The 24,278-nt window shown below is 69.9% G+C and carries 19 protein-coding genes; 7 read left to right on the plus strand and 12 right to left on the minus strand.

From position 1 onward, the window contains the following. Positions 1-3 precede the first annotated feature (3 nt). Positions 4-1,191 carry a winged helix DNA-binding domain-containing protein gene (locus ACFQ6S_RS32085; RefSeq protein ID WP_383417546.1) on the minus strand — a complete coding sequence of 396 codons (1,188 nt, stop codon included), beginning with the start codon at positions 1,189-1,191 and terminating at the stop codon, positions 4-6. 786 nt (positions 1,192-1,977) lie between these two features. Between ACFQ6S_RS32085 and ACFQ6S_RS32090 the strand changes: the two genes are divergently transcribed. The 4 genes from ACFQ6S_RS32090 to ACFQ6S_RS32105 all read left to right on the plus strand — a co-directional run bounded on the left by ACFQ6S_RS32090 (position 1,978) and on the right by ACFQ6S_RS32105 (position 7,025). After that, a complete protein-coding gene (locus tag ACFQ6S_RS32090; RefSeq protein ID WP_383417549.1) occupies positions 1,978-2,751 on the plus strand; it encodes an isoprenyl transferase in 774 nt (257 codons plus the stop codon). A 344-nt stretch (positions 2,752-3,095) separates the two neighbouring features. Beyond that, the gene (locus ACFQ6S_RS32095) at positions 3,096-4,421 is read left to right on the plus strand and encodes a PhoH family protein (RefSeq protein ID WP_383417552.1); all 1,326 of its coding nucleotides are present in this window, start codon (positions 3,096-3,098) and stop codon (positions 4,419-4,421) included. 400 nt (positions 4,422-4,821) lie between these two features. Continuing rightward, on the plus strand, positions 4,822-5,535 hold the full coding sequence (locus ACFQ6S_RS32100; protein ID WP_383417555.1) for a transglycosylase SLT domain-containing protein: 714 nt from the start codon (positions 4,822-4,824) through the stop codon (positions 5,533-5,535). Between the two features lie 137 nt (positions 5,536-5,672). Next, complete coding sequence (locus ACFQ6S_RS32105) at positions 5,673-7,025, plus strand: AI-2E family transporter (RefSeq protein ID WP_383417558.1); 1,353 nt, start codon at positions 5,673-5,675, stop codon at positions 7,023-7,025. A 24-nt stretch (positions 7,026-7,049) separates the two neighbouring features. Here ACFQ6S_RS32105 and ACFQ6S_RS32110 read toward each other — a convergent pair whose 3' ends face one another. Together ACFQ6S_RS32110 and ACFQ6S_RS32115 are read right to left on the minus strand one after the other, a co-directional pair. Then, on the minus strand, positions 7,050-7,589 hold the full coding sequence (locus tag ACFQ6S_RS32110) for an alkyl hydroperoxide reductase (protein WP_383417561.1): 540 nt from the start codon (positions 7,587-7,589) through the stop codon (positions 7,050-7,052). 5 nt (positions 7,590-7,594) lie between these two features. Further along, positions 7,595-8,149 (minus strand): peroxiredoxin, encoded by a 555-nt coding sequence (locus ACFQ6S_RS32115; RefSeq protein ID WP_370264283.1) that lies wholly within the window; start codon positions 8,147-8,149, stop codon positions 7,595-7,597. 135 nt (positions 8,150-8,284) lie between these two features. Between ACFQ6S_RS32115 and ACFQ6S_RS32120 the strand changes: the two genes are divergently transcribed. After that, a complete protein-coding gene (locus tag ACFQ6S_RS32120; protein ID WP_383417565.1) occupies positions 8,285-9,232 on the plus strand; it encodes a LysR substrate-binding domain-containing protein in 948 nt (315 codons plus the stop codon). A gap of 3 nt (positions 9,233-9,235) precedes the next feature. On the opposite strand, the gene ACFQ6S_RS32125 is transcribed toward ACFQ6S_RS32120, so the two are convergent. The 5 genes from ACFQ6S_RS32125 to ACFQ6S_RS32145 all read right to left on the minus strand — a co-directional run bounded on the left by ACFQ6S_RS32125 (position 9,236) and on the right by ACFQ6S_RS32145 (position 14,095). After that, positions 9,236-11,572, minus strand: a complete 2,337-nt coding sequence (locus ACFQ6S_RS32125; RefSeq protein ID WP_383417568.1) for an ABC transporter permease — start codon at positions 11,570-11,572, stop codon at positions 9,236-9,238. Continuing rightward, positions 11,569-12,258, minus strand: a complete 690-nt coding sequence (locus ACFQ6S_RS32130) for an ABC transporter ATP-binding protein (RefSeq protein WP_383417570.1) — start codon at positions 12,256-12,258, stop codon at positions 11,569-11,571. The genes ACFQ6S_RS32125 and ACFQ6S_RS32130 overlap by 4 nt, the downstream gene beginning before the upstream one ends. Continuing rightward, the gene (locus tag ACFQ6S_RS32135; protein WP_383417573.1) at positions 12,255-12,779 is read right to left on the minus strand and encodes a PadR family transcriptional regulator; all 525 of its coding nucleotides are present in this window, start codon (positions 12,777-12,779) and stop codon (positions 12,255-12,257) included. Before ACFQ6S_RS32135 ends, ACFQ6S_RS32130 begins: the two co-directional genes overlap by 4 nt. A gap of 105 nt (positions 12,780-12,884) precedes the next feature. Beyond that, a complete protein-coding gene (locus ACFQ6S_RS32140; RefSeq protein WP_383417576.1) occupies positions 12,885-13,130 on the minus strand; it encodes a hypothetical protein in 246 nt (81 codons plus the stop codon). Next, positions 13,127-14,095 carry an SPFH domain-containing protein gene (locus ACFQ6S_RS32145; RefSeq protein ID WP_383417579.1) on the minus strand — a complete coding sequence of 323 codons (969 nt, stop codon included), beginning with the start codon at positions 14,093-14,095 and terminating at the stop codon, positions 13,127-13,129. Before ACFQ6S_RS32145 ends, ACFQ6S_RS32140 begins: the two co-directional genes overlap by 4 nt. 267 nt (positions 14,096-14,362) lie before the next feature. Here ACFQ6S_RS32145 and ACFQ6S_RS32150 point away from each other — a divergent pair, with 267 nt between their 5' ends. Then, positions 14,363-16,762, plus strand: coding sequence for a transglycosylase domain-containing protein (locus tag ACFQ6S_RS32150; RefSeq protein WP_383417582.1), 2,400 nt, complete (start codon positions 14,363-14,365; stop codon positions 16,760-16,762). A gap of 85 nt (positions 16,763-16,847) precedes the next feature. On the opposite strand, the gene ACFQ6S_RS32155 is transcribed toward ACFQ6S_RS32150, so the two are convergent. The 4 genes from ACFQ6S_RS32155 to ACFQ6S_RS32170 form a co-directional block, all read right to left on the minus strand. Continuing rightward, positions 16,848-18,971, minus strand: coding sequence for a SpoIIE family protein phosphatase (locus ACFQ6S_RS32155; RefSeq protein ID WP_383417585.1), 2,124 nt, complete (start codon positions 18,969-18,971; stop codon positions 16,848-16,850). Positions 18,972-19,263: 292 nt separating this feature from the next. After that, positions 19,264-19,941 carry a DUF402 domain-containing protein gene (locus ACFQ6S_RS32160; RefSeq protein WP_383417588.1) on the minus strand — a complete coding sequence of 226 codons (678 nt, stop codon included), beginning with the start codon at positions 19,939-19,941 and terminating at the stop codon, positions 19,264-19,266. A 90-nt stretch (positions 19,942-20,031) separates the two neighbouring features. Further along, a complete protein-coding gene (locus ACFQ6S_RS32165) occupies positions 20,032-21,417 on the minus strand; it encodes a class II fumarate hydratase (RefSeq protein ID WP_383417591.1) in 1,386 nt (461 codons plus the stop codon). A gap of 219 nt (positions 21,418-21,636) precedes the next feature. Further along, entirely contained in the window at positions 21,637-23,304 is a 1,668-nt protein-coding gene (locus tag ACFQ6S_RS32170; RefSeq protein ID WP_383417594.1) for a fumarate hydratase, read from the minus strand. A gap of 171 nt (positions 23,305-23,475) precedes the next feature. On the opposite strand from ACFQ6S_RS32170, the gene ACFQ6S_RS32175 reads away from it, so the two are divergent. After that, positions 23,476-24,159 (plus strand): DUF1707 domain-containing protein, encoded by a 684-nt coding sequence (locus tag ACFQ6S_RS32175; protein ID WP_383417597.1) that lies wholly within the window; start codon positions 23,476-23,478, stop codon positions 24,157-24,159. Positions 24,160-24,278 lie beyond the last annotated feature (119 nt).

Genomic DNA, 24,278 nt, shown 5'->3' on the forward strand with positions numbered 1-24,278 from the left:
CGCTCACGCGTGCGGGCCGACCGTCACCGGCCCGACCACCAGCTCCGCCTTCGCCTCCAGCACTTCCCCCACCCGCTCCGCCTGCTCGCCCAGCTCCCGCTCCAGCCGCGCCGACACCCGCCGTCCGACCAATTCCACGGTCACCGTCGTACGACGGCCCTGGCGACGCTGGTGCCAGACCCCGGCCACCCGGCCGTCCACCAGCACCACCGGAAAGTTCCCGGCCTGGCCTCCCGCGAGCGCCCGCCGGTACGCCTCCCCGGGGAACAGCGACTCCCGCGGCTGGGCGGCGATGGCGTAGGCGTCGAAGTACGGCAGCAGCCGCACCCCCCGCACCCGCCCGTCCGGGAACTCCGCGTCCCCCGCCGCCACCCAGCCCGCCGCCCCCTCGAAGCCGACCTCGTCGATCTCCCCGGCCTCCGCCAGCTCCGTGAACAGGGCGCCCGCCCAACCCGCCGGCGCCGCGAGCCACTTGGCGAAGTTCGCGGGTGTCGCGGGGCCGTACCCGCGCAGATAGCGTCGTACGAGCTCCCGCAGGGCCGCCTTTCCCGGGATCGGGTCGAAGGCCGGGGGGCGGGTGTACGTCACCTTGCGGCCCCGGTTCGGGCCGAAGCACAGGGCGCCCGACTGGCCGGCCCGGTGCATGACCTGCCGCCAGCGGGGCCACAGGTCCTGGAAGGCGGGCATCACCAGGTCGCCGGCCCAGGCACCGGTGCGTGCCACGACCTCCTCGCTCAGCTCGTCCACGGTCAGACACACCCCGTCCAGGGCGTCCCCGATCGCCGCCACGATCTGCTCCGCCTGCTCCGGCGTCACGCGCGTGTCCGGTGCGAACGGGCTCTGGCCCGTCGGAATCGCGGTCAGCGCCCCGCACCACAGCGGCAGTTCGGCGGCGGGGAGCAGATGCACGGTGCCGCGCGGGCCGAACGTCTTCACCAGCGAACGGTCCTCCCACAGCGCGGTCCGTACCTCCGCCCGTGTCACCCCGGCGGCCCGCACCCCCACCGACACCTCCGCCGCGGACAGCACCTGCGCATGCGCGCCCAGCATCGCCCCGACCACCTCCGCGACCGGGGTGCCGGGCCCGGCGGGACGGGCCAGGAACTGCCGCTCAAGCCGTCGCGCGCTCGCCCGGTCCCAGGTGATCTCCGGCTTCGCACCGCCCGCCGTCTTCTTCGCCATCGCTGTCATACGGCGACCGTAGGCCCGATGTAGGTCGGAAGCTGTCCGCCAGACGGCCTAGGCGAGCCGTCCGGTGCAAACCGTGCATCCGTGAGCGAAGGCCTCCGGCCCCCTGCGCATCCAAGGAACCCTCACCTTTTCCACATTGTTATGGCGGCCGACTCGTATTCCCTTCGCTCTTCACGTAAGTTCAGACCAAGGTAATTCGCGTACGCAAAGCTGCGCGGCGGCACCGCGCGGTGGAGGGGACTGCGCGGTGCCATGCCCCGGAACGGCCCCCTGTTGAACGCGCGTCGCGCCGACACCGCGTCCGCCCCGCGTGCTCCCGTGCGCCGTCAAGCGCGCGTTCGCGGTCGGGGTCACCCGGGCGGGGGATGCGCGGACAAGTCGCCAGGCAGGCCTCAAGGTGCGCCAAATCCTCCGGATCCGGCCCTATCTCACCCGTTTCCCCTGGGAATCCGCTGCCGGGCCGCCATGAATCCGCCATGAAAGGGCCGTTTCGTGGCCACCGGCCCGTCGCCGAGCGACTTCGGAGAGTAGTTGTGGCACGCCGATGCACGCAGCATCACTTACGAAGGGTTATGGTGGAAACCCCCCCTCGGGCCGGTCCGTCTCCCCCCCACGGACCGGCCCGTTTTTTCTGCCCGCGCCAGGGGGTGCATCCAAGTGCCGGGACCTGCAACGCCCCAAGGGGTGCGGGGCGCCCTCGCCCGCCGCACCCCATAACCACCGCCCAAGCCCCGCAGGGGTACGCTTCGCCGGAGGGGACCGCCGTACGGAGGGGCTGACGAACACGTGAACCTGCGCGACAAGCTGCGCGGCCTGCTGGTCAGGCTGTACGCACGCCGGGTGGAAGGTCACCTGGACCACGCTCAGGTGCCCAAGCACATCGGCGTCATCATGGACGGCAACCGGCGCTGGGCGAAGGCCTCGGGTTCCACCACCGTGCACGGTCACCGGGCGGGTGCCGAGAAGATCGAGGAGTTCCTCGGCTGGTGCAGCGAGACGGACGTCGAGGTCGTCACCCTCTGGCTGCTGTCGACGGACAACTTCGACCGGCCGCAGGACGAGCTCGGTCCGCTGCTCGGGATCATCGAGGACGTCGTACGGACCCTCGCCGCGGACGGCCGCTGGCGCGTGCACCACGTGGGCAACCCCGACCTGCTGCCCTCGCAGATGCAGAACGGGCTGAAGGAAGCCGAGGAGTCCACCGCCCACATCGACGGGATACTGGTCAACGTGGCCATCGGCTACGGCGGCCGCCAGGAGATCGCCGACGCCGTGCGCTCGATGATCGTCGACGCCCACGACAAGGGCACCGCCATGGAGGACCTCGCCGAGTCCGTCAGTGTGGACCTGATCGGCAGCCACCTCTACACCGGCGACCAGCCCGACCCCGACCTCGTGATCCGCACCAGCGGCGAGCAGCGGCTGTCCGGATTCATGCTGTGGCAGACAGCCCACTCGGAGTACTACTTCTGCGAGGTCTTCTGGCCGGCCTTCCGCAAGGTGGACTTCCTGCGGGCCCTTCGCGACTACGCGGCCCGGCACCGGCGCTACGGCGGCTGAGCACCTTCCGGCGCCTTCGGCGCCGTATACGGGCGCGGCAAAACCGACCCTCTCCGGGACAGAAGTAACAAGGAGTTCACCAGCGCGCCGTCATATGCGCTGGCATGGCGCCGCATGTTCGAGGGCATAAGCCAAGCAGGTCGACACCCGAACCACGGGTGTCGTATCTCAGCGGGCGGCGCCGGAGCCGTCCGCCCGGGAGGCCCTTTGCACCAGCCCCACCGTGCGGTCACGGCACGGAAGAAGACGCGGGGGGCCGGTTTTCGGCCCGTGCAGAGCGGCCGACGACCGGTCCAGCCCCACTCCGTCGCTCCCCGACCTCATCCGAGGGGGTACGTCCTTCCGTGGTGACCAGCACAAAGCGCCACAAGCCAGACCGGCGCACCTACGTTCTCGACACCAGCGTCCTGCTGGCCGACCCGAACGCCCTGAACCGCTTCGACGAGCACGAGGTCGTGCTCCCCATCGTCGTGGTGACGGAACTGGAGGCCAAACGGCACCATCCCGAACTCGGCTACTTCGCCCGGCAGGCGCTGCGCCTGCTCGACGAGTTCCGGGTGAGGCATGGCCGTCTCGATGCCCCCATTCCGATCGGGGATCTCGGCGGGACAGTCCGTGTCGAGCTCAACCACTCGGACCCCAGCGTGCTGCCCAGCGGCTACCGCCTGGGGGACAACGACTCCCGCATCCTCGCGGTCGCCCGCAATCTGCAGGCCGAGGGGTTCGACGTCACCGTCGTCTCGAAGGACCTGCCGCTCAGGATCAAGGCCTCGTCCGTCGGTCTCCTCGCCGAGGAGTACCGCGCCGAGCTCGCCATCACGGACTCCTCCGGCTGGACCGGAATGTCCGAACTGACCCTGCCGGGCGAACAGGTGGACATCCTCTTCGAGGAGGGGCACGTCTATGTCCCCGAGGCCTCCGACATGCCCGTGCACACCGGACTGACGATCCACTCCGAGCGCGGCAAGGCGCTGGGCCGGATCACGCCCGAGGGCAACGTCCGGGTGGTGCGCGGCGATCGGGAGGCCTTCGGCATCAAGGGCCGCAGCGCCGAGCAGCGGATCGCGCTCGATCTGCTGCTCGACCCGGACATCGGGATCGTGTCCATGGGCGGCCGGGCCGGCACCGGTAAGTCGGCGCTGGCGCTGTGCGCGGGTCTGGAGGCGGTGCTGGAGCGCCGTCAGCACCAGAAGGTGATGGTCTTCCGGCCGCTGTACGCGGTGGGCGGGCAGGAGCTCGGCTATCTGCCCGGCAGCGAGGCCGAGAAGATGAGCCCCTGGGCGCAGGCGGTCTTCGACACACTGTCCGCGGTCACCAGCCGCGAGGTCATCGAAGAGGTCACCGCACGCGGCATGCTGGAGGTGCTGCCCCTCACCCATATCCGCGGACGCTCGCTGCACGACGCGTTCGTGATCGTGGACGAGGCGCAGTCACTGGAACGGAACGTCCTGCTGACCGTTCTGTCCCGAATCGGCGCGAATTCAAGGGTCGTTCTGACCCATGATGTGGCCCAGCGGGACAATCTGCGGGTCGGGCGCTACGACGGTGTCGTGGCCGTCGTGGAGAAGCTGAAGGGGCATCCGCTCTTCGCCCATGTCACGCTGACGCGGTCCGAGAGGTCCCAGATCGCGGCCCTTGTGACCGAAATGCTGGAGGACGGGCAGATCTGACCCAAGTGCTCAACTTGCGGTAGCTACTCGTTGGTTGGCGCCGTTCGGAAAGGCAGTGAGCCTATCCGGGCGGCGCCTTGGCGCGTGCGGCTTTCCTCAAAACCCCTGGGACAAACAAGGTGTGAGCTTTCACACGCAACACAGAATTGCCTTGCGGCGTCCGGGTGCGGCAGAGTCTCACTCCTGTCAGGCCCCGCATACGACACACCTGTACCCCCAGCGGTACGGAACCACAGCAGCACCACAGCCAATTCCATAGCGCCGTCGTATGCCGCCCGAGTCACCACGCGGTGCTCCTCGCAAGGGAGTTGCCCATCGGGTCCGAGCCTCCCGTGACCCCGCAGTTGGGAGGCCAGAGCAAGGGGCACGATTGCGTCCGCCAGGGTCACCGAAGCGGACGATGCTGGAAGGAAACCGTGTGAGTCCGATTTCGGTCAGGGGATTCGCAGTGGCCTCTGCCACCGCGGTCACCGCTGTCGGAAGCGTCGTCGGCGTTGCCTCGGGCAGCACCGCGCAGAACAACGACGCCGAGGCGACGGCTGCCGATTCGACGCTCCTCGCGGACATACCCGCGGGCCAGCAGGCCCAGGTGCAGTTCGAGTCCATGTCGGCACAGGCCGATGTCCAGGCCATCGCCGCGGACACGAGCGCCAAGAAGGACGCTGAGGAGGCCGCCCGCAAGGCTGCCGCTCAGACCGCGATCGAGAAGAAGGAAGCCGCCGAGAAGGCCGAGAAGGCGGCGCAGGAAGCCAAGGAGCGTGAAGAGGCCGAGGCCAAGGCCTCCCGGTCCTCCGCAGCCGACTTCCCCGTCCAGAGCTCGTACACCGTCTCGCAGATCCAGGCGATGGCGCGTTCGATGGTGCCGAGCGACCAGTTCCAGTGCTTCAGCAACATCGTGGACCACGAGTCCAGCTGGAACTACCAGGCGGTCAACGCCTCGTCGGGCGCCTACGGACTTTTCCAGGCCCTGCCCGGTTCCAAGATGTCGTCCGTCGGTTCGGACTGGCAGACGAACCCGGCCACCCAGATCAAGTGGGGCCTGAACTACATGAACGAGCGCTACGACAGCCCCTGCGGCGCCTGGAGCTTCTGGCAGGCCAACCACTGGTACTGAGCCCGCGCTCAACCCTGCAGAGCCCCTCACCGTCCTTCGGTGAGGGGCTTTCGCGCTTCTCCGGGCGGGGCCATGTACGGTCGGACCGAACGACTCCGGGGGGAGTGGTGGGAACAGGCGGGGGAAGAGGACGGATCATGTCGCGAGTGCCAGGGTGGCTCGGCCGGATCGGTGCCGGGCTGACCGAGATGAGCGAGCGGTTGGACGAGCGCCGCGCCGCGGTGGAACGGGAGAGCGTGGAGTACGAGCCGGAGCAGCGGTCCGCCGTCGCCACGGCCACCCTCGCCGAACCCACGCCCGAGCCCCCCGACGCCCCACCGCCGCCCGCGGACCATGTCCCGCGGCCCCCCGACCACCCGCCCGCGGCCGCACCGCCCCGGCCCGACCCCGCACAGGTCGTGCCGTGGGGCGTACGGGTCGCGGCGGAGGCCGGCTGGCGGCTGCTGGTGCTGGCGGGCACCGTCTGGGTGCTGATGCGGGTCATCAGCGCCGTACAACTCGTCGTGCTGGCCTTCGTCATCGCCCTGCTCCTCACCGCGCTGATGCAGCCGTCGGTGGCGTGGCTGACCCGGCGGGGCGTGCCGCGCGGACCGGCCACCGCGCTGACCGCGATCCTCGGGTTCGTCGTCATCGGACTGCTGGGCTGGTTCGTGACCTGGCAGGTCATGGAGAACATCGACAACCTCTCCGACCAGGTCCAGGACGGCATCGACGAACTGCGCAACTGGCTGCTCAACAGCCCCTTCCACGTCACCGACAAGCAGATCAACGAGATCGCCGAGAACCTCCGGGACGCGGTCGGCGCCAACACCGACGAGATCACCTCGGCCGGCCTCGAAGGCGTCACGGTCATCGTCGAGACCCTCACCGGCATCCTGCTGGCGGCCTTCTCGACGCTGTTCCTGCTCTACGACGGCAAGCGGATCTGGCAGTGGACCCTCAAACTGGTCCCGGCCGCGGCCCGTCCGGGTGTGGCGGGCGCCGGGCCGCGGGCCTGGGCGACGCTGACGGCGTATGTGCGCGGCACGGTTCTCGTCGCCCTGATCGACGCCGTGTTCATCGGTATCGGCATCTACTTCCTCGATGTGCCGATGGCCGTCCCGCTGGCCGTCTTCATCTTCCTCTTCTCCTTCATCCCGCTCGTCGGCGCGGTGGCCTCCGGTGCCCTGGCCGTGGTCGTCGCGCTGGTGACGCAGGGCATCTTCACCGCGGTCATGACCCTCGCGGTCGTCCTCGCCGTCCAGCAGATCGAGGGCCACGTCCTGCAGCCGTTCATCCTGGGGCGCGCGGTCCGTGTCCATCCGCTGGCCGTCGTGCTGTCGGTGGCGGCGGGCGGCATGGTCGCGGGGATCGGCGGCGCGGTGGTGGCGGTGCCGCTGGTGGCGGTGACGAACACGATCGTGGGGTATCTGCGGGCGTATTCGCAGCAGACGGCGCCGACGAGCGCCGGTCCGCGACAACCGGCAAAGGACCCCGCCCACGAACAGTGAGCGGGGTCCACAGAGCAACCGCGCCTACTCGACGTCGGCCAGCACGGCCTCGGCTTCCAGGGTGGTGCCCACGGCCTGGATCACCGACGCGATCTTGAACGCCTCCTGGACCGTCTCCCGGTCCACGCCGGCCTTGCGCAGCACCTGCTCGTGCGAGTCGAGGCACAGGCCGCAGCCGTTGATGGCGGACACCGCGAACGACCACAGCTCGAAGTCGACCTTGTCGACGCCGGGGTTGCCGATGACGTTCATCCGCAGCCCCGCGCGCAGGGTGCCGTACTCGTGGTCGGACAGCAGATGCCGGGTCCGGTAGAAGACGTTGTTCATCGCCATCACCGCGGCCGCGGACTTCGCCGCGGTGTACGCCTCCGGCGAGAGGTTCGCCTTGGCCTCCGGCGCCAGCTCGCGCAGCACGATCGGGGAGCGCGAGGCGATCGCGGTGGCGAGCACCGTGCCCCACAGCTGCTGCGCCGGGAGGTCCGAATTGCCGATGACCGAGCCCAGGTTGAGCTTCAGGTCCTTGGCGTAGTCCGGTAGGCGGGACTTCAGGGAGTCGAGGGACATGTCACTCACTCTCCGGCAAGCAGCTTGACCGGGTCCAGGGTGTCCTCGCCCTTGCTCCAGTTGCACGGGCACAGCTCGTCCGTCTGGAGGGCGTCCAGGACCCGCAGGACCTCCTTGGGGTTACGGCCGACGGAGCCGGCGGTCACCATGGAGAACTGGATCTCGTTGTTCTGGTCGACGATGAACACCGCGCGCTTGGCGAAGCCGTCCTCGCCCTCGATGCCGAGGTCGCGCATCAGCTCGTGCTTGGAGTCGGCCATCATCGGGAACGGCAGGTCGCGCAGGTCGTCGTGGTCCTTGCGCCAGGCGTGGTGGACGAACTCCGAGTCACCGGAGAAGCCGAGCACCTGGGCGTCGCGGTCGGCGAACTCCTCGTTCAGCTTGCCGAAGGCCGCGATCTCGGTCGGGCAGACGAAGGTGAAGTCCTTCGGCCAGGCGAAGACGATCTTCCACTTGCCCTCGTAGGTCTTGTGGTTGATCGTCTCGAACTCCGAGCCCTTCTCCAGCGAGACGCAGGCGGTCAGTTCGAACTCGGGGAACTTGTCACCGACAGTGAGCACACGCTCTCCTTGCAGCGAAGAGACACCCGTTCGGTACAGGTGTCTCCCATGGGTTGGACCTTACCGATCCTGGCACAGGCTGCATTGATACGGGAAATAGCTACACTCGGTCAGGTTGATCGGAGGGATCTATCAGTGACCGTAGGTAAGAGGAGGCAGCCCAGCCTCGCCCAGCTGCGGGCCTTCGCGGCCGTCGCCGAGCACCTCCACTTCCGGGACGCGGCCGCCGCGATCGGCATGAGCCAGCCCGCCCTGTCCGGAGCCGTCTCCGCCCTGGAGGAGTCACTCGGAGTGACCTTGCTGGAGCGCACCACCCGCAAGGTGCTGCTCTCGCCCGCCGGCGAGCGGCTGGCCGTACGGGCGAAGGCCGTGCTGGCGGAGGTCGGGGCGCTCATGGAGGAAGCCGAGGCGGTCCGGGCCCCGTTCACCGGTGCCCTGCGCCTCGGCGTCATCCCCACCGTCGCGCCCTACCTGCTGCCCACGGTCCTGCGGCTCACCCACGACCGGTATCCGCACCTCGACCTCCAGGTGCACGAGGAGCAGACGGCGAGCCTGGTCGACGGCCTCACCTCCGGCCGCCTGGACCTGCTGCTGCTCGCGGTCCCGCTCGGGGTGCCCGGCATCGCCGAACTCCCGCTCTTCGACGAGGACTTCGTGCTCGTCACCCCGCTCGAGCACCGGCTCGGTGGCCGCGAGGGCATCCCGCGCGAGGCGCTGAAGGAGCTGAACCTGCTGCTCCTGGACGAGGGCCACTGTCTGCGCGACCAGGCCCTCGACATCTGCCGCGAAGCCGGCCGTGCGGACGCCCCGGTCACCACCACGGCCGCCGGGCTGTCCACCCTGGTGCAGCTCGTCGCCGGCGGCCTCGGGGTGACCCTGCTGCCGCGGACCGCCGTCAAGGTCGAGACCAGCCGCAGCAACCAGCTGCTCACCGGGTACTTCGCGGACCCGGCGCCCACCCGCCGCGTCGCCCTCGCCATGCGGGCGGGGGCGGCGCGGGGAGCGGAGTACGAGGAGCTGGCGGCCGCGTTGCGGCAGGCGCTGCGGCCGCTGCCCGTACGGATGCTGGACGGCGAGGAGTGAGTGTCACTCCGTGCGCAGACCGTCCGGCCGCATCAGCCGCAGCAGCGGCGGCAGGCTGAGCAGCGTCACCGCGAGCACGACCGCGGCGCCGATGCCCGTCATCGCCAGCACGCTCGCCCAGTCCACCCGCACCGACGTGTCGACCATCTTCAGCAGCACCGCGCCCAGCGTCAGTCCCACCGCCGACGCCAGCAGCAGACCCAGCGCGATCGGGATCGCCGTCTGCCACAGCACCGACAGACTCAGCGTGCGGCGCCGGGTGCCGAAGGCGACCAGGGACGACAGCAGCTTCTTGCGCTCGCGCAGCTGCTCCAGCTGGGAGACCAGCAGGCTCGCGCCGATCAGCATCAGGACGCAGGTCGCGCCGACGAACAGCCCGGTGCGGATGGACTGGAACTGCAGCGAGCGCGTGCTCGCCGTCAGGGTGTACACGTCCGACAGGGGGTCGAGCCGGGCGGCGCTGTTGCGCGCGTAGTCGGCGGCGTCCGGTTCCGTGAGGTCCAGTGAGAGGTACACCCGCTGGCTCAGACCGGCCTTCGCGCCCTGGGGCAGGGCGCCCTGGGTGAACAGCAGGCCGCTGCGCTCGTAGCCGGTCGGGTCCTCGCGATGCGCCGCCGTCTTGATGCCGGAGGGCACCTTCCAGGCCACCGTGTGGCTCGCGGTCCCGGCGTACGCCGGGTCGAAGTACACGGTGCCGCCCGGCTCGGCGAGCTTCTTCGTATCGTCGTCGTACTCGCCGCCGAGGATCTTGAAGACGTCGCCGTCGCGGCACGAGGCGAGTCGGGCCACCTCGCGCAGCTCGGCGCAGCTGCCGACGGCCACCTCCACCGACTTGTCCGGTTCCTTCGCCCGCTCTCCGGCCGTACCGAGGGAGAGGGCCGACGCATCGCGTACGCCCTTGGTCTGCGCCAGTTGCCGGCCGACCTCGGCCAGCGAGACGTCGCCATGCACGGAGACCTCCATCTGGGCCCGGTTCAGATCGTCGCCCGTGGGCTTGGTGTAGTCGCCCTCGACTCCGGAGAAGAGCATCTGCAACGCGATCGCCCCGGCCACCGCGACGGCGATGCCGTTGACCATGCGAGCAGCCGAGCCGCTGCTCAACTGGAGCCGGCGGACGGCCAGTTGCCAGGAGACCGAGCCGGTGTTCAGCCGGGCCACCACGGCCTCGACGATCCACGGCAGCAGCGCGGTGACGCCGACCAGCAGCAGCACGGTGCCGCCGATCACCATCCACTGGTTGAAGTCCCCGTTGCTGTTGCCCTGCCCCACCATCGGGTACAGCAGGGCGAGGCCGCCCAGCGGCAGCAGCAGCCGCCACCACAGCCGGCGGCGCGGGGGCTTCGCCGTACGGACCACGCCGAGCGGCTCGATGACGACCCCGCGCAGCGCGAACAGCGTCACCAGGACCGCCGCGGCCGGCACCGCCACGGCGACCAGCACCGCGAGCGCGGGCGACGGGTTGAGATCGCTGGGGAAGACGCTGATGTCCCGCACCTCCATCAGGGCCGCCAGCTGGCGCCCCACCAGGAAGAAGCCGGTGCCGAAGACGAGCCCGAGCAGCGCCCCGGCGAGCGCCTCGCCGCCCGCGATCCGGCGCGCCATCCGCCCGTCCGCGCCGACCAGGCGGAGCGCCGCGAGCCGGCGGTCCCGGCGCTCGCCGCCGAAGCGCACGGCCGCCGCGATGAACACCGCGACCGGCAGCAGCAGCACGATGAAGACGATCAGCACGAGCAGGATCAGCACCGGGTCCAGCGGGTCCTCGGCGTTGCCGGTGGAGGGGCCGAAGTAGTCGATGCGCTCGACGGTGCCGCCGGACAGCCGGTCCGCGAGGCCGGAGGCGCCCGCGTAGTAGGCGAGTTCGCCGGGTCCGATGAGCCCGGCCTGGGTGATGGTGCCGGTGACCTCGTAGGGGAGGCGCTCGCGCAGCAGCTTGCCCGAGTCGGACTTGAGCAGCCGGTCCAGCGCGGGCGAGACGACCATCTCGCCCTTCGCGGGGAACTTCTCGACGCCCGGCGGCATCGGCGCCCGCGCCCCCTCGGGCTCCATCAGCCGGCCGCGTACGTCCTTGCTGCCGAAGACGGTGTCGGTACGGGCGATGACCAGTGTCTCGTCCGACTTCGGCAGCACCTCCCCGCTGTACGTGAAGTCGTCCCGGGAGCCGCCGCGCCGGTCGCGCTCGGACAGTGCGCTCGGGATCGCGGTCGTCAGAAGCAGCAACGCCACTCCGAGGCCGACCCCGACGGCCGTCAGCAGGGCCCGGACCCAGCCCTCACGTCCGCCGCCGAAGGCGAACCGCACCCCCATGGCCAGATCCCCGGCCCACTGCCCCCGCGCCTTCATACGACCCGCTCCATGTCGCGGGACTTGCCGTCCCGTACGACGATCTCGCGGTCGGAGTAGGCGGCCACCCGCGCCTCGTGCGTGACGAGGACGACGGCGGCGTTGGTGGAACGGGCGGCGTCCGTCAGCAGCTCCATCACGCGCTCGCCGTTGAGGGAGTCCAGCGCGCCGGTCGGCTCGTCGGCGAACAGCACGCGCGGGCTGGTGACCAGCGCACGGGCGACGGCGACGCGCTGCCCCTGACCGCCGGAGACCTCGCCCGGCCGCTTCTTGCGCAGGTCGTCGACCTCCAGCCGCTCCATCCAGGACAGGGCGGCCTTCTCGGCCTCCTTGCGGGAGGTGCCGTTCAGCCGCAGCGGAAGGGCGACGTTCTCGACGCAGGTGAGCTCCGGCACGAGCTGCCCGAACTGGAAGACGAACCCGAACTCGGAGCGCCGCAGGGCACTGCGCTCGGCATCGCTCATGGTGGCCAGCTCGCGCCCGTTGTAGGTGATGGAGCCCGAGTCGGGCGGCACGATGCCGGCGAGACAGTGCAGCAGGGTCGACTTGCCGGAGCCGGAGGGGCCCATGACGGCGACGACCTCGCCGGGGTGGATGGAGAACTCGGCGCCGTCGAGGGCGAGGGTCGGGCCGTAGGCCTTGCGCAGGTCCTCGGCCGCGAGCAGGGAACCGGGAGGCGGAGTCACTTGGCCACCACCTCGGCCAGCTTGTCGAGGCGCGCGGCGGTCAGTTCCAGCCAGCGCAGGTCGGCCTCGAGATGGAAGAGGGCGTGGTCGCAGATGAGCTGGTCGGCCAGGTCCCCCTTCCGCTTGCGGTCGGTGAGGATCCGCATCATCCGCAGGTGCTCGGCACGCTGGGTGTCGAGGATGTCGGCCGCGTTGCGCCGGGTGAGCAGCGCGAGGACGACCTTGGTGTAGAGGGTCGACTGGAGGTACGGCTCCGGCTTCTCGGGCGTCGCGAGCCACTGCTGGACGTCGGTGATCCCGGCGTCGGTGATGGCGTACCGCTTGCGCTCGGGGCCGCCGCCGGGCTCGATGCCGTCGACTTCGACGAGACCGTTCTTCAGCAGGCGGGACATCGTCGAGTAGACCTGGCCGTAGTGCAGCGGCCGGTCGTGACCGAACTTCTCGTCGAAGGCCCGCTTGAGGTCGTAGCCGTGGCGGGGGCCCGACTCCAGGAGCCCTAGAAGGGTGTGACCGATGGACATGCCAAGGACTCTACATGGGGTGTATACGCCCCATGTATACGCGGAGTGTGTAGATCATGGCGGGGGGTGTGAAGGCCCAGGTGGGGGCCGATTGTCACGGTTCTGCTACTGAGGCTCGGGTGGTTTCGCCGGAGGGCGGCCCCGGCGGGGAATCGGCTTGGTCTCGCCCGGCAGACGCCCCGCCTCGGCGAGAGCGCGCCGCAGCAGGAACTCGATCTGGGCGTTGGCCGAACGCAGTTCGTCGCCGGCCCAGCGTGCGAGCGCCTCGTACACGGCCGGGTCGAGCCGCAGCAGCACCTGCTTGCGCTGCGGCCGACCTTGAGGGGCTGAACCCCCGGAGGGAACCGTCACTGGTAGAGCGTCCCGGTGTTGAGGACCGGCTGCGGGGCCCTGTCGCCGCACAGCACCACCATCAGGTTGGACACCATCGCCGCCTTCCGCTCATCGTCCAGCTCCACGATGTCCCGCTCGGAGATCCGCGCGAGCGCCGCCTCGACCATGCCCACCGCACCGTCGACGATCTGCCGCCGGGCCGCGACCACGGCCCCGGCCTGCTGCCGCTGGAGCATCGCGGAGGCGATCTCGGGAGCGTATGCGAGATGCGTGAAGCGGGACTCGATGATCTGCACGCCGGCCGCCTCCACGCGCGCGTGCAGTTCGAAGGCGAGCTTCTCGGTGATTTCCTCGGCGTTCCCGCGCAGCGACAGGCCGCCCTCGTCATGGGCGTCGTACGGGTACTCGATGGCGATGTGCCGTACCGCTGCTTCCGTCTGTGTGGCCACGAACTCCAGGTAGTTGTCCACCTCGAAGGACGCCTGCGCGGTGTCCTCGACCTTCCACACCACGACCGCGGCGAGCTCGATCGGGTTGCCGTAGGCGTCGTTGACCTTCAGTACGGCCGTCTCGTGGTTGCGCACCCGGGTCGAGATCTTCGTGCGGGAGGTGAAGGGGTTCACCCAGCGCAGCCCGTCCTCCCGGATCGTCCCCCGGTACCGCCCGAAGAGCTGGACGACCCGCGCCTCGCCCGGCGCGACCATGTTCAGGCCGCACATCGCCAGGATCGCGGCGATGGCGACCAGGATGCCGATGATGATCAGCGCCGCCTTGCCGCCGCCCCCGGAGACCGTGCCGGAGGCGGCGATCAGCCCCGCGCCGACCAGCAGCCCGACCAGCCCCAGCAGCAGGGCGAGCCCGCCGCCGATGCTGTGTGCCGTGAACTCACGTACGCGTGGCGCGGGCATCTCGGGTACGTCCGCGGTGACGGCTGCGGCGTCGGCCTTGTCGCCTGTCCTGTCGCCGATCTTGTCGTTCGACATGGGTGATATCCCCCGTTTCTTCGGAAGCCGTAGTGGGTTTCCACTAGCTTCGGTCTAGCTAAGTGATATCACTTTACCCCGAGCGGGCAACCCTATGCACCCCTGAGCCGTCGGTTCCGGTGGGACAGGTGCTGATTGTCACGTCCGCAAAAGACCGGATCGACCGGCCTTTGTCACATCTTCCGGTGTTAGCTTTCTGAGCTGACCTGAGCGGCGAACCTGTGTGGCAGCAGCGCACACAAGAACGAAGCGGAGCGGAACGGACCCATGGGACGAGCCGAAGAGAGACGAGCACGGCAGCGCGGTGGCCGCCGCGCGGCGCCCCGGCGTTCGTCCGGGACGCCGTCGAACACGGGGGCCGGCGAGTCGACCACCGTCATCGGCGCACCGTCGACCGCGGTCGGCGGCCGGGCCGCGGCCCGCCGGGCGGCCAAGGGCGGGGGCAAGGGCGGCGACGGCAAGGGCCGCATACGCCGGCTGTTCACCTGGAAGAAGATCCTCGGCACGTTCCTCGGCTTCTGCCTGCTCGGCATCGGCGCCTTCATCGCGCTCTACCTCGCGGTGGACGTGCCCAAGGACAACGCCGCCGCCCAGGCCGCACTGCGTCAGAGCAACGTCTACAAGTACAGCGACGGCACGACCCTGGCCCGCGACGGCGACGTCAACCGCGAGATCGTCGACCTGTCCAAAGTGCCCAAGAAGGTCCAGTACACGTTCGTCGCCGCCGAGAACAAGAGCTTCTACGACGACAACGGGATCGACCTGAAGGGCACGGCCCGCGGTGTGCTCAATACGGTGATGGGCAAGGGCGCGCAGGGTGGTTCGACCATCACCCAGCAGTACGTCAAGAACTACTACCTCAGCCAGGAGCAGACGGTCAGCCGCAAGCTCAAGGAGATGGTCATCTCCCTGAAGGTCGACCGCCAGATGACCAAGGACGACATCCTCGCCGGCTACATCAACACCAGCTACTACGGCCGCGGCGCCTACGGCATCCAGGCCGCCTCCCAGGCGTACTACCGCAAGGACGCCGAGAAACTCTCCGTCGCGCAGGGCGCGTACCTCGCCGCACTGCTCCAGGCACCGAGCCAGTACGACTGGCAGGCCGCGTCGGAGACCGGCAAGAGGCTGGTCACCAACCGCTGGAACTACGTCCTGGACAACATGGTCGAGGAGGGCTGGCTCGACCAGTCCGAGCGCCAGGCCATGACGAAGCTCCCGGAGCCGAAGGAGCCCAAGCCCACCGCCGGGCTGGAGGGCCAGAAGGGCTACCTGGTCGAGCTCGCCAACCGTCAGCTGGAGGACCGGCTGATGGAGGAGCAGGGCATCACGCGCTCCCAGGCCGAGGCCGCCGTCGTCGACCAGGGCTGGACCATCACCCTGAACGTCGACAAGAAGAAGCAGACCGAGCTGGAGAAGGCCGTCAAGGCCCAGCTGACCAGCAAGCTCGACAAGAAGAAGCGCAAGGTCGACGCGAACGTCCAGGCGGGCGCGGTCTCCGTCGATCCCGAGACGGGGAAGGTCGTCGCCCTGTACGGCGGCGTGGACTACTTCAAGCACTACACGAGCAACGCCACCCGCACCGACTACCAGCCCGCCTCCACGTTCAAGCCGGTGATCCTGGCCGCGGCCCTGGAGGAGAGCGCCGAGACGCAGTCCGGCAAGCCGATCACCGCGAACACGATCTACGACGGCACCAGCAAGCGGCCGGTCGTGGACGCCAACGGCAACAAGGTCGGCTTCGCGCCCGAGAACGAGGACGACCGCGACTACGGCGACATCACCGTCCAGACGGCGATGAACAAGTCCGTCAACTCGGTCTTCGCGCAGATGGGCGTGGACGTCGGCATGCCGAACGTCATGGACGTCGCCGGCAAGCTCGGCATGAACACCGAGAAGGAACAGGCCGTCCCGGCGCAGACCCTGGGCACCATGGGCGCGAGCCCGCTGCAGATGGCCGGGGTGTACGCCACCCTCGACAACCACGGCAAGAAGGTCACGCCCAGCATCCTCAAGAAGGCCGAGCACAACAGCCGTACGGTCGAGATCCCCGACCCGATCGGCGAGCAGGTCATCAGCCCCGAGGCCGCGGACACGGTGACCTCGGTGCTGACGGGCGTGGTCGACGACGGTACGGCCCGCCAGTCCGTGGCGAACAACCCCAAGAGGGACGGCCAGAAGGTCGCCGGCAAGACGGGTACCTCCGACGACAACAAGTCGGCCTGGTTCACGGGCTACACGCCTGACCTGGTCACCTCGGTGGGTCTGTTCGGCGAGGACGAGAAGACCCACGCCCAGACCAAGATGTACGGCGCGGGCGGCGAGGATCGCGTCAACGGCGGTGGCTTCCCGGCGCAGATCTGGTCGGCGTACATGTTCGGGGTGACCGACCCGGACGCCAGGTTCGACCTCGACACCGACCAGGGCGCGGCCGTCCAGCCGACGTGGACCCCGACCCCGACCGAGGAGCCGACGACCGAGGAGCCGACGGAGGAGCCGACGACGAAGGAGCCGACGGAGGAGCCCACGACGGAGGAGCCGACGGAGGAGCCGACGACGGAGGAGCCGACCGAGGAGCCGACGACGGAGGAACCGACGGACGAGCCGACGTCCACGCCGACGGACGACATCACCCTGGACCCGGTCAGACCCGGAAACAACCAGTAGGGCAGCGCCCCTTCAGGGGCGCGGGGAACTGCGCGATCAGCCACAACGCACCCGCAGTCGGCGACGTGCAGTTCCCCTACGGCGATCAGCCGCGATTCAACTCGAACCAGACAACCTTGCCGGTGCTCAAGCGCGTGGCTCCCCAGCGCCGAGCCAGCCGGTTCACGAGATACAACCCGCGCCCACCCTCATCCGTGGCCCGGGCCTGCCGCAACCGAGGCAACTGCGGTACATCGTCGCCGACCTCGCAGCGCAGCACATCGGTGCGCAGCAGCCGGAGCGTCACCGGCCGGGAGGCATACCGCACCGCGTTCGTCACGACCTCGCTGACCAACAGCTCGACCGAGTCGGTGAGTTCCTCCAGGCCCCAGCGGGCCAGGGCGCGCCGGGCCAGTTTTCGGGCACGGCCGGGTGCCGCGTCCTCCGGCTCCAGGAACCAGTACGCCACATCGCTCGGTGCGATGCCGTCGAAGCGGGCGGCGAGCAGGGCGATGTCGTCGTCCCGGTCGCCCGGGCCGAGCATGTCCAGCACCTCGTCGCACAGGGCTTCCAGCGGCGGCGGATGGTCCGGCCCGGTGAGCTGCGCGGTCGCGGCGAGCTTCTCGCGCAGCTGCTCTATGCCCGTCCACACGTCACGCAGGCGTGACTCGACCAGGCCGTCGGTGTACAGGAGCAGGGTCGCCCCGGCGGGTGCGTCCAGCTCCACCGCCTCGAAGTCGACGCCGCCCACGCCGATGGGCGCGCCCGCGGGGACGCGGAGCACCTCGGCCCGGCCGCCCAGGTGCAGCAGGACGGGCGGCGGATGGCCGGCGTTGGCGATGGTGATGCGGTGCGAGACCGGGTCGTAGACCGCGTAGAGGCAGGTCGCCATGCGGTCGGTACCCAGGCGCTGGGCCTGTTCGTCGAGGTGGTGCAGGACCTCCTGAGGGGGCAGGTCGAGGCCGGCGAGGGTCTGGGCCGTGGTGCGCAGCTGGCCCATGATCGCCGCCGAGGTCATGGAGTGGCCCATGACGTCGCCCACGACCAGCGCCACACGGCTGCCCGGCAGCGGGATCGCGTCGTACCAGTCGCCGCCCACCCGGGCCGTCTCGGCCGCCGGCAGGTAACGGGAGGCCAGCCGCACGCCGGTCGGGCGGGGGAGCGTCTCGGGCAGCATGGTGCGCTGGAGCTCGTCGGCGATGTACGCCTCACGGCCGTAGAGCACCGCCTTGTCGATGCCGAGCGCGCTGTGCGTGGCGAGCTGGGCGGCGACCAACAGGTCGTCGGGCTCGAAGGCGAGGCGCTCCGGGCGGCGCAGGAACACCGCGGCGCCGATGACCCGGCGTCGGCCGCGCAGCGGGGCGAGGATCGCGCGCTGCCCGTCGGGGATGATCAACTCGCCGTCGTCGCCGAGCAGTTCCGGCAGGGCGGCGCGGGCCGCGGGTGCGTCGGCGAAGACGGGACGTACGCCGCGCAGCACCTCGGCGAGCGCGCCGCCGGGCCGTACCTCGCACAGTTCGGCGGTGACGGAGGACAGTTCGGACAGCTCCGTCGGCTCCGGCTGCGCCCCCGCGGGCAGGAAGCCGCCCTCGGTGTCCCGCTCCTCGGGGATCCGGTCGGTGCGGCGCAGGCGCAGCACGACGGGACCGGTGGGCCGCTCGTCGCCGACCGGCAGCGGATCGCGCAGATAGACGAGGATCGCGTCGGAGAAGGTCGGCACGGTCGCCCGGCACAGCCCCATCACGATCTCGTCCAGGTCGATGCCGCGGGCGATCCGCCGGGTGGCGGCGCCCACGAAGCGCAGCCGGTCGCCGTCCCGCCGCATGGGCGTGGGCCGGCCGGGCACCACGCCCTGTCCGGTGCGCCGCTCGGCGGACGACTGCGGCTGCTCGGTGCCGGGCTGGGGCGGGATGGCCTCCGGGACGGGCCGCGGCCGGTGGCTGTCGGGCTCGGCGGCGACGGAGGGCTGCGAGTGCTCGGGGCCGTTGCCGGCGATGACTGGGGGCTCCTTGCTCGGGCCGGACGGGGCGGTGGTGCCCGGCGTGGAGGGGGTCTCTCCGGTGCGCGCCTGCGCCGGTAAGGCGCCGGCGCCTCCGGCTGCGCCGCCAGGGGGGTGCGGCGGCGCGGAGTGCGCCGCCGACGGTGTCGAGGTACGCACAAGCGCCCCGCGGTGCTCCGCAGGGTCCACGCCCGTCTCGGGGCGCTCGAAGGAGGTCGGCTGCTCCGTCACGCCTTTCGAATCCATCCGTCCGGGGCTGCGCGCCGCGCGCGCAGTTCGTCCCGCCGAAACTCCGATACCCGGAATACGTGCCCCAGGAACGGAATCCCCGCGTGGCCAGAGGCAGTTCCTGTGCCGCCGGTGGAGCGTCTGCCCGTCCCGGCGTTGCCCTGGTAACCCTCGCTCACGTCCTGCCGCCCCTCGGTGACGATCGGTCAAGCCCGGCGCGCACTCCGGTAGTTGCCCTTGCGCGCCCTTGCGGAGGACGATCCTACGTTTGTAGCCCGGGGGCGCATCAAGGGTCTCATGAGGACATGTGCGCGGGCGTGCGATCCCAGTCCTCAGGCAAAGAAGGTACAGCCCAGGAGGGATCCGGGCGCCAGTTCTGCCAGCCGTCGGCGAACGGCGGCCCCCAGGAGCGGATCACCTGCACCGCTTCGTGCCCGGCCCGGCGCACCCGAGTGGCCACCCGGTCGTCCACCAGCCCGTCCCGCTGGGCCTGCGCGAACTCGTCCTCGTCCCGCCAGTGCCAACTGCGGTCCGGGTGCACGGAGATGTCGAGGAAGTGGTCCTCGGAGTCGACTCCGCCGGTCCAACGGGTCAGCGGCTCCTCAAGATTCACGTACCAGTTCTTGAAGCGCCATCCGGGCTCCCAGAACAGCCACACCGACCACGGCTCACCGGGCCGCGCGAGCTTCAGCACCCCGGTCCCGAACCACCGGTCGTGCTGGACGGAACGCGGCTTGGTGTAGCGCGTCTCCAGGGGCTCCTCGTGCACGGACGTCCCGTCGGCGAGCACCGGCCTGACGCACTCGGTCCCCGGCGCGAGCCATACCGCGAGCGTCTCGGCGTCGTCGCGTACGACGGTGACCGGACGCGCGATATGGAAGCGAGGGCCGCCGTTCTCCCGGTACCGCCACAGGATCTGCGTCCCGGGCGCCCAGAAGCCCGTCGATCCGCCCGCTTCCACTCTCGTCGTCATCGCTCCACCGTCTGCCATGAACAGATATTAGGTGCCACAGGCATACGACGCTGCGGTGGCCGTCATGGTTCACACGGCCGTGATCATCGGTTACGGCCGTGTCATCCGCAGGACGTCGAGCGCCTCGTCCAGCTGCTGAAGGGTGAGGTCACCGCGCTCCACATACCCGCCCTCCAGGACGACTTGGCGAATCGTCCGCCGCTCGGCGAGGGCCTTCTTGGCGATCTTGGCGGCCTCCTCGTACCCGATGTACTTGTTGAGCGGCGTGACCACGGACGGGGACGACTCGGCGTACTCCAGGGCCCGTTCGCGGTGCGCGACGATGCCGTCGACGGTGCGGTCGGCGAGCAGCCGGGAGGCGTTCGCGAGCAGCCGGATCGACTCCAGGACGTTCTTCGCGATGACCGGGAGCATCACGTTCAGTTCGAAGTTGCCGGCGGCTCCGGCGGTGGCCACGGTGGCGTCGTTGCCGACGACCTGCGCGGCGACCATGAGCACGGCCTCCGGAATGACCGGGTTGACCTTGCCGGGCATGATCGAGGAGCCGGGCTGGAGGTCGGGCAGGCTGATCTCGGCGAGCCCGGTGCGCGGTCCGGAGGACATCCAGCGCAGATCGTTGGCGATCTTGGTCAGCCCGACCGCGATCGTCCTGAGCTGCCCGCTGGTCTCGACGATGCCGTCCCGGGCGCCCTGGGCCTCGAAGTGGTCCCGCGCCTCGGTGAGCGGAAGTCCGGTGGACCGGGCCACCTCCTCGATGACGGCGGCGGAGAAGCCGGGCGGCGTGTTGATGCCGGTGCCCACGGCGGTGCCGCCCAGGGGGAGTTCGGCGAGGCGGGGCAGGGACGCCTGGAGCCGCTCGACTCCGTACCGCACCTGGGCGGCGTATCCGCCGAACTCCTGCCCCAGTGTCACGGGCGTGGCGTCCATGAGGTGGGTCCGCCCCGACTTCACGACATCGGCGAACTCCTCGGCCTTGCGCTCCAGCGACGAGGCGAGGTGCTCCAGCGCCGGGACCAGGTCACGGGTGACGGCGGCGGTGGCGGCGATGTGGATGGAGGACGGGAAGACGTCGTTGGACGACTGGGAGGCGTTGACATGGTCATTGGGGTGGACGTCCCGCCCGAGCCGCTCGGTCGCGAGGGTGGCGACGACCTCGTTGGTGTTCATGTTGGACGAGGTCCCGGACCCGGTCTGGAACACGTCGACGGGGAAGTGCTCGTCCCACCGCCCCTCGGCGACCTCACCGGCCGCCTCCTGAATCGCCTCGGCGATCTCCTTGTCGAGCACCCCGAGCCGCGCGTTCACCTTGGCGGCGGCGCCCTTGATCCGGGCGAGGGCCTCGATGTGGGCCCGCTCGATGCGCTGCCCGGAGACGGGGAAGTTCTCGACGGCACGCTGGGTCTGGGCGCGCCACTTGGCGTGGGCGGGGACGCGTACTTCGCCCATGGAGTCGTGCTCGATGCGGTAGTCGCTCATGCCTGGGTAAGCGTGGCGGACGACGCGGTTGTTCCTGCCTTTGACCCGTCCGTGGCGCGGGGCCGCCTCTCAACGCCGGTCCAGGCATTTCAGCCTGTCCGGCGTTTGAGGACGAGGCCCGTTCAGGGCCGACAGCGGGGGTCTGGGGGCGGCAGTCCCCAGGGACGGGACGGGTAGGGGCGGCGGGGTCGAGATCCGTCTCCCGCCGCACCCGAGGCACTAGGCCAGCCCAGGGCCCCGCACAGGGATCGACGTGAACGTCGGCGCGGGGGCGGGATCCTGGAAGAAGTCGTTGCCCTTGTCGTCCACGACGATGAACGCCGGGAAGTCCTCGACCTCGATCTTCCAGACGGCCTCCATGCCGAGCTCCTCGTACTCGACGACCTCGACCTTCTTGATGCAGTCCTGGGCGAGACGGGCGGCGGGCCCGCCGATGGAGCCGAGGTAGAAGCCCCCGTGCGCATCGCACGCGTCCGTGACCTGCTTGCTGCGGTTGCCCTTCGCCAGCATGACCTTGGACCCGCCGGCCGCCTGGAACTGCTCGACGTAGGAGTCCATCCGGCCCGCCGTCGTCGGCCCGAAGGAGCCGGACGCGTAACCCTCCGGCGTCTTCGCCGGACCCGCGTAGTACACCGGGTGGTCCTTCAGGTACTGCGGCATCTCCTCACCCGCGTCCAGCCGCTCCTTGATCTTGGCGTGCGCGATGTCGCGGGCCACGACCAGCGGACCGGAGAGGGACAGCCGGGTCTTCACCGGGTACTTGGTCAGCTCGGCGAGGATCTCGTCCATGGGCTGGTTGAGGTCGATCTTGACCACGTCACCGTCGGCCTCGAGGTGCTCGGCCGTCGTCTCCGGCAGGAACCGGGCCGGGTCGGTCTCCAGCTGCTCCAGGAACACACCCTCGGCGGTGATCTTCGCGACGGCCTGACGGTCGGCGGAGCAGGACACGGCGATGGCCACCGGGCACGACGCACCGTGCCGCGGCAGCCGCACCACCCGAACGTCGTGGCAGAAGTACTTGCCGCCGAACTGCGCCCCGATCCCGATCTTCTGCGTCAGCTCGAAGACCTTCTCCTCCAGCTCCTTGTCCCGGAACCCGTGCCCGAGCGGCGAGCCCTCGGCCGGGACCTCGTCCAGGTAGTGCGCGGAGGCGTACTTCGCGGTCTTGAGCGCGTACTCGGCCGACGTGCCGCCGACGACGATCGCCAGGTGGTACGGCGGGCAGGCGGCCGTACCCAGCGAACGGATCTTCTCCTCCAGGAACTTCATCATGGAGGCCTCGTTCAGGACGGCCTTCGTCTCCTGGTAGAGGAAGGACTTGTTGGCGGAGCCGCCGCCCTTCGCCATGAAGAGGAACTTGTAGGCGCCGCCGTCGGTGGCGTACAGCTCGATCTGCGCGGGCAGGTTCGACCCGGTGTTCTTCTCCTCCCACATGGTGAGCGGAGCCATCTGCGAGTAGCGCAGGTTGAGGTTCAGATACGCGTCGTAGATGCCGCGCGAGAGGGCCTCCTCGTCGCCGCCCTCGGTCAGCACGTTCTGCCCGCGCTTGCCCATCACGATCGCCGTACCGGTGTCCTGGCACATGGGGAGGACGCCGGCCGCCGCGATGTTGGCGTTCTTCAGCAGGTCCAGTGCGACGAACTTGTCGTTGCTCGACGCCTCGGGGTCGTCGATGATGCGGCGCAGCTGGGCCAGGTGGGCCGGGCGCAGATAGTGCTGGATGTCGTGGATGGCCTCCTCGGCCAGCTTGCGCAGCGCCTCGGGCTCCACCTTGAGGAACGTCCGACCGTCGGCCTCGAAGGTGGAGACACCTTCGGAGGTCACCAGCCGGTACGGGGTGGTGTCCTCTCCCATGGGGAGCAGATCGGTGTACACGAACTCAGGCATGTCGCCCATTCCTCACTAAACAGACAGCGCGGCCGGCCTCCATTGGCAAGCGCCCACCAGCGTAGAACCTGCCGCCGGCAGCGAGCTTGTGAGGTAAGGCTCAGTTCGATGCCGGTCAAAGGGCGAGGAAGGGGGCTATCGCGATCTATCGTGTTTGGGTACGCTGCTGCCGTGGACCTTCAGAAGCGCACCGCACCCGCTGCCGCCGCCGAACTTCGTGCCTCCGACGCCGATCGGGACCGGATCGCCGACATCCTGCGCGACGCCCTGGCCGAAGGGCGCCTCACCGCCGACGAGCACGCCGAGCGGGTCGAGGGTGTCCTGGCGGCGAAGACGGTCGGTGAACTGGATGTGTTCATACGGGACCTGCCGGCCGCGCATCAGCGCCGCACACCGCATGCCCCCGCTCCCAGTCGCCCGGCCCCCGGCGCGATCCCGGAAGAGCCCGACGACAACGTGGTCGCGGTGTTCAGCAGCGCCGTCCGCAGGGGCCGCTGGCGCGCGGGCCGCCGTATCCATGCGTACGCGATCTTCGGCAGCGTGGAGATAGACCTCAGCGAGGCCCTCTTCGAGTACCAGCAGGTGGTGATCCGGGCGATCTCGGTCTTCGGCAACGTCGAGGTCCGCGTCCCGGAGAACGTCTCGCTGCGCGGCACCGGCGGCGGTGTGCTCGGCAATTTCGAGGTGGATCATCTCGACGCCGAGGACCCCGAGTCGCCGGTCGTCCATGTCGACGGCTGGGCCGTGCTCGGCAACATCGAGGGCAGGCCGAAACGGGGCAAGGTCGTCGCGGACATCCTCGATCGCGTTCAGCGCAAGGTCGACAAGAGTTTGCGCAAGCATCTGGATCATTGACGGTTGTGAAGTCAACCGCCCCCGGCGCGCCCCGCGATGGCGCCGGAGGGCCGTACGGCAATGCGCGGTACCCCTCGAAATCCAGCGGTTCGGAACTGACTGCATAGGCGCGCGCACAG

It is taken from the genome of Streptomyces sp. NPDC056479, assembly GCF_042795335.1.
Classification (GTDB): Bacteria; Actinomycetota; Actinomycetes; order Streptomycetales; family Streptomycetaceae; genus Streptomyces.

Coding starts and splice junctions, on each gene's coding strand:
- ACFQ6S_RS32085 (WP_383417546.1), bottom strand. CDS start 1,191: ATGACAGCGATGGCGAAGAAGACGGCGGGCGGTGCGAAGCCGGAGATC.
- ACFQ6S_RS32100 (WP_383417555.1), top strand. CDS start 4,822: ATGCTGGAAGGAAACCGTGTGAGTCCGATTTCGGTCAGGGGATTCGCA.
- ACFQ6S_RS32105 (WP_383417558.1), top strand. CDS start 5,673: ATGTCGCGAGTGCCAGGGTGGCTCGGCCGGATCGGTGCCGGGCTGACC.
- ACFQ6S_RS32110 (WP_383417561.1), bottom strand. CDS start 7,589: ATGTCCCTCGACTCCCTGAAGTCCCGCCTACCGGACTACGCCAAGGAC.
- ACFQ6S_RS32125 (WP_383417568.1), bottom strand. CDS start 11,572: ATGAAGGCGCGGGGGCAGTGGGCCGGGGATCTGGCCATGGGGGTGCGG.
- ACFQ6S_RS32135 (WP_383417573.1), bottom strand. CDS start 12,779: ATGTCCATCGGTCACACCCTTCTAGGGCTCCTGGAGTCGGGCCCCCGC.
- ACFQ6S_RS32145 (WP_383417579.1), bottom strand. CDS start 14,095: ATGTCGAACGACAAGATCGGCGACAGGACAGGCGACAAGGCCGACGCC.
- ACFQ6S_RS32150 (WP_383417582.1), top strand. CDS start 14,363: ATGGGACGAGCCGAAGAGAGACGAGCACGGCAGCGCGGTGGCCGCCGC.
- ACFQ6S_RS32160 (WP_383417588.1), bottom strand. CDS start 19,941: ATGACGACGAGAGTGGAAGCGGGCGGATCGACGGGCTTCTGGGCGCCC.
- ACFQ6S_RS32165 (WP_383417591.1), bottom strand. CDS start 21,417: ATGAGCGACTACCGCATCGAGCACGACTCCATGGGCGAAGTACGCGTC.
- ACFQ6S_RS32170 (WP_383417594.1), bottom strand. CDS start 23,304: ATGCCTGAGTTCGTGTACACCGATCTGCTCCCCATGGGAGAGGACACC.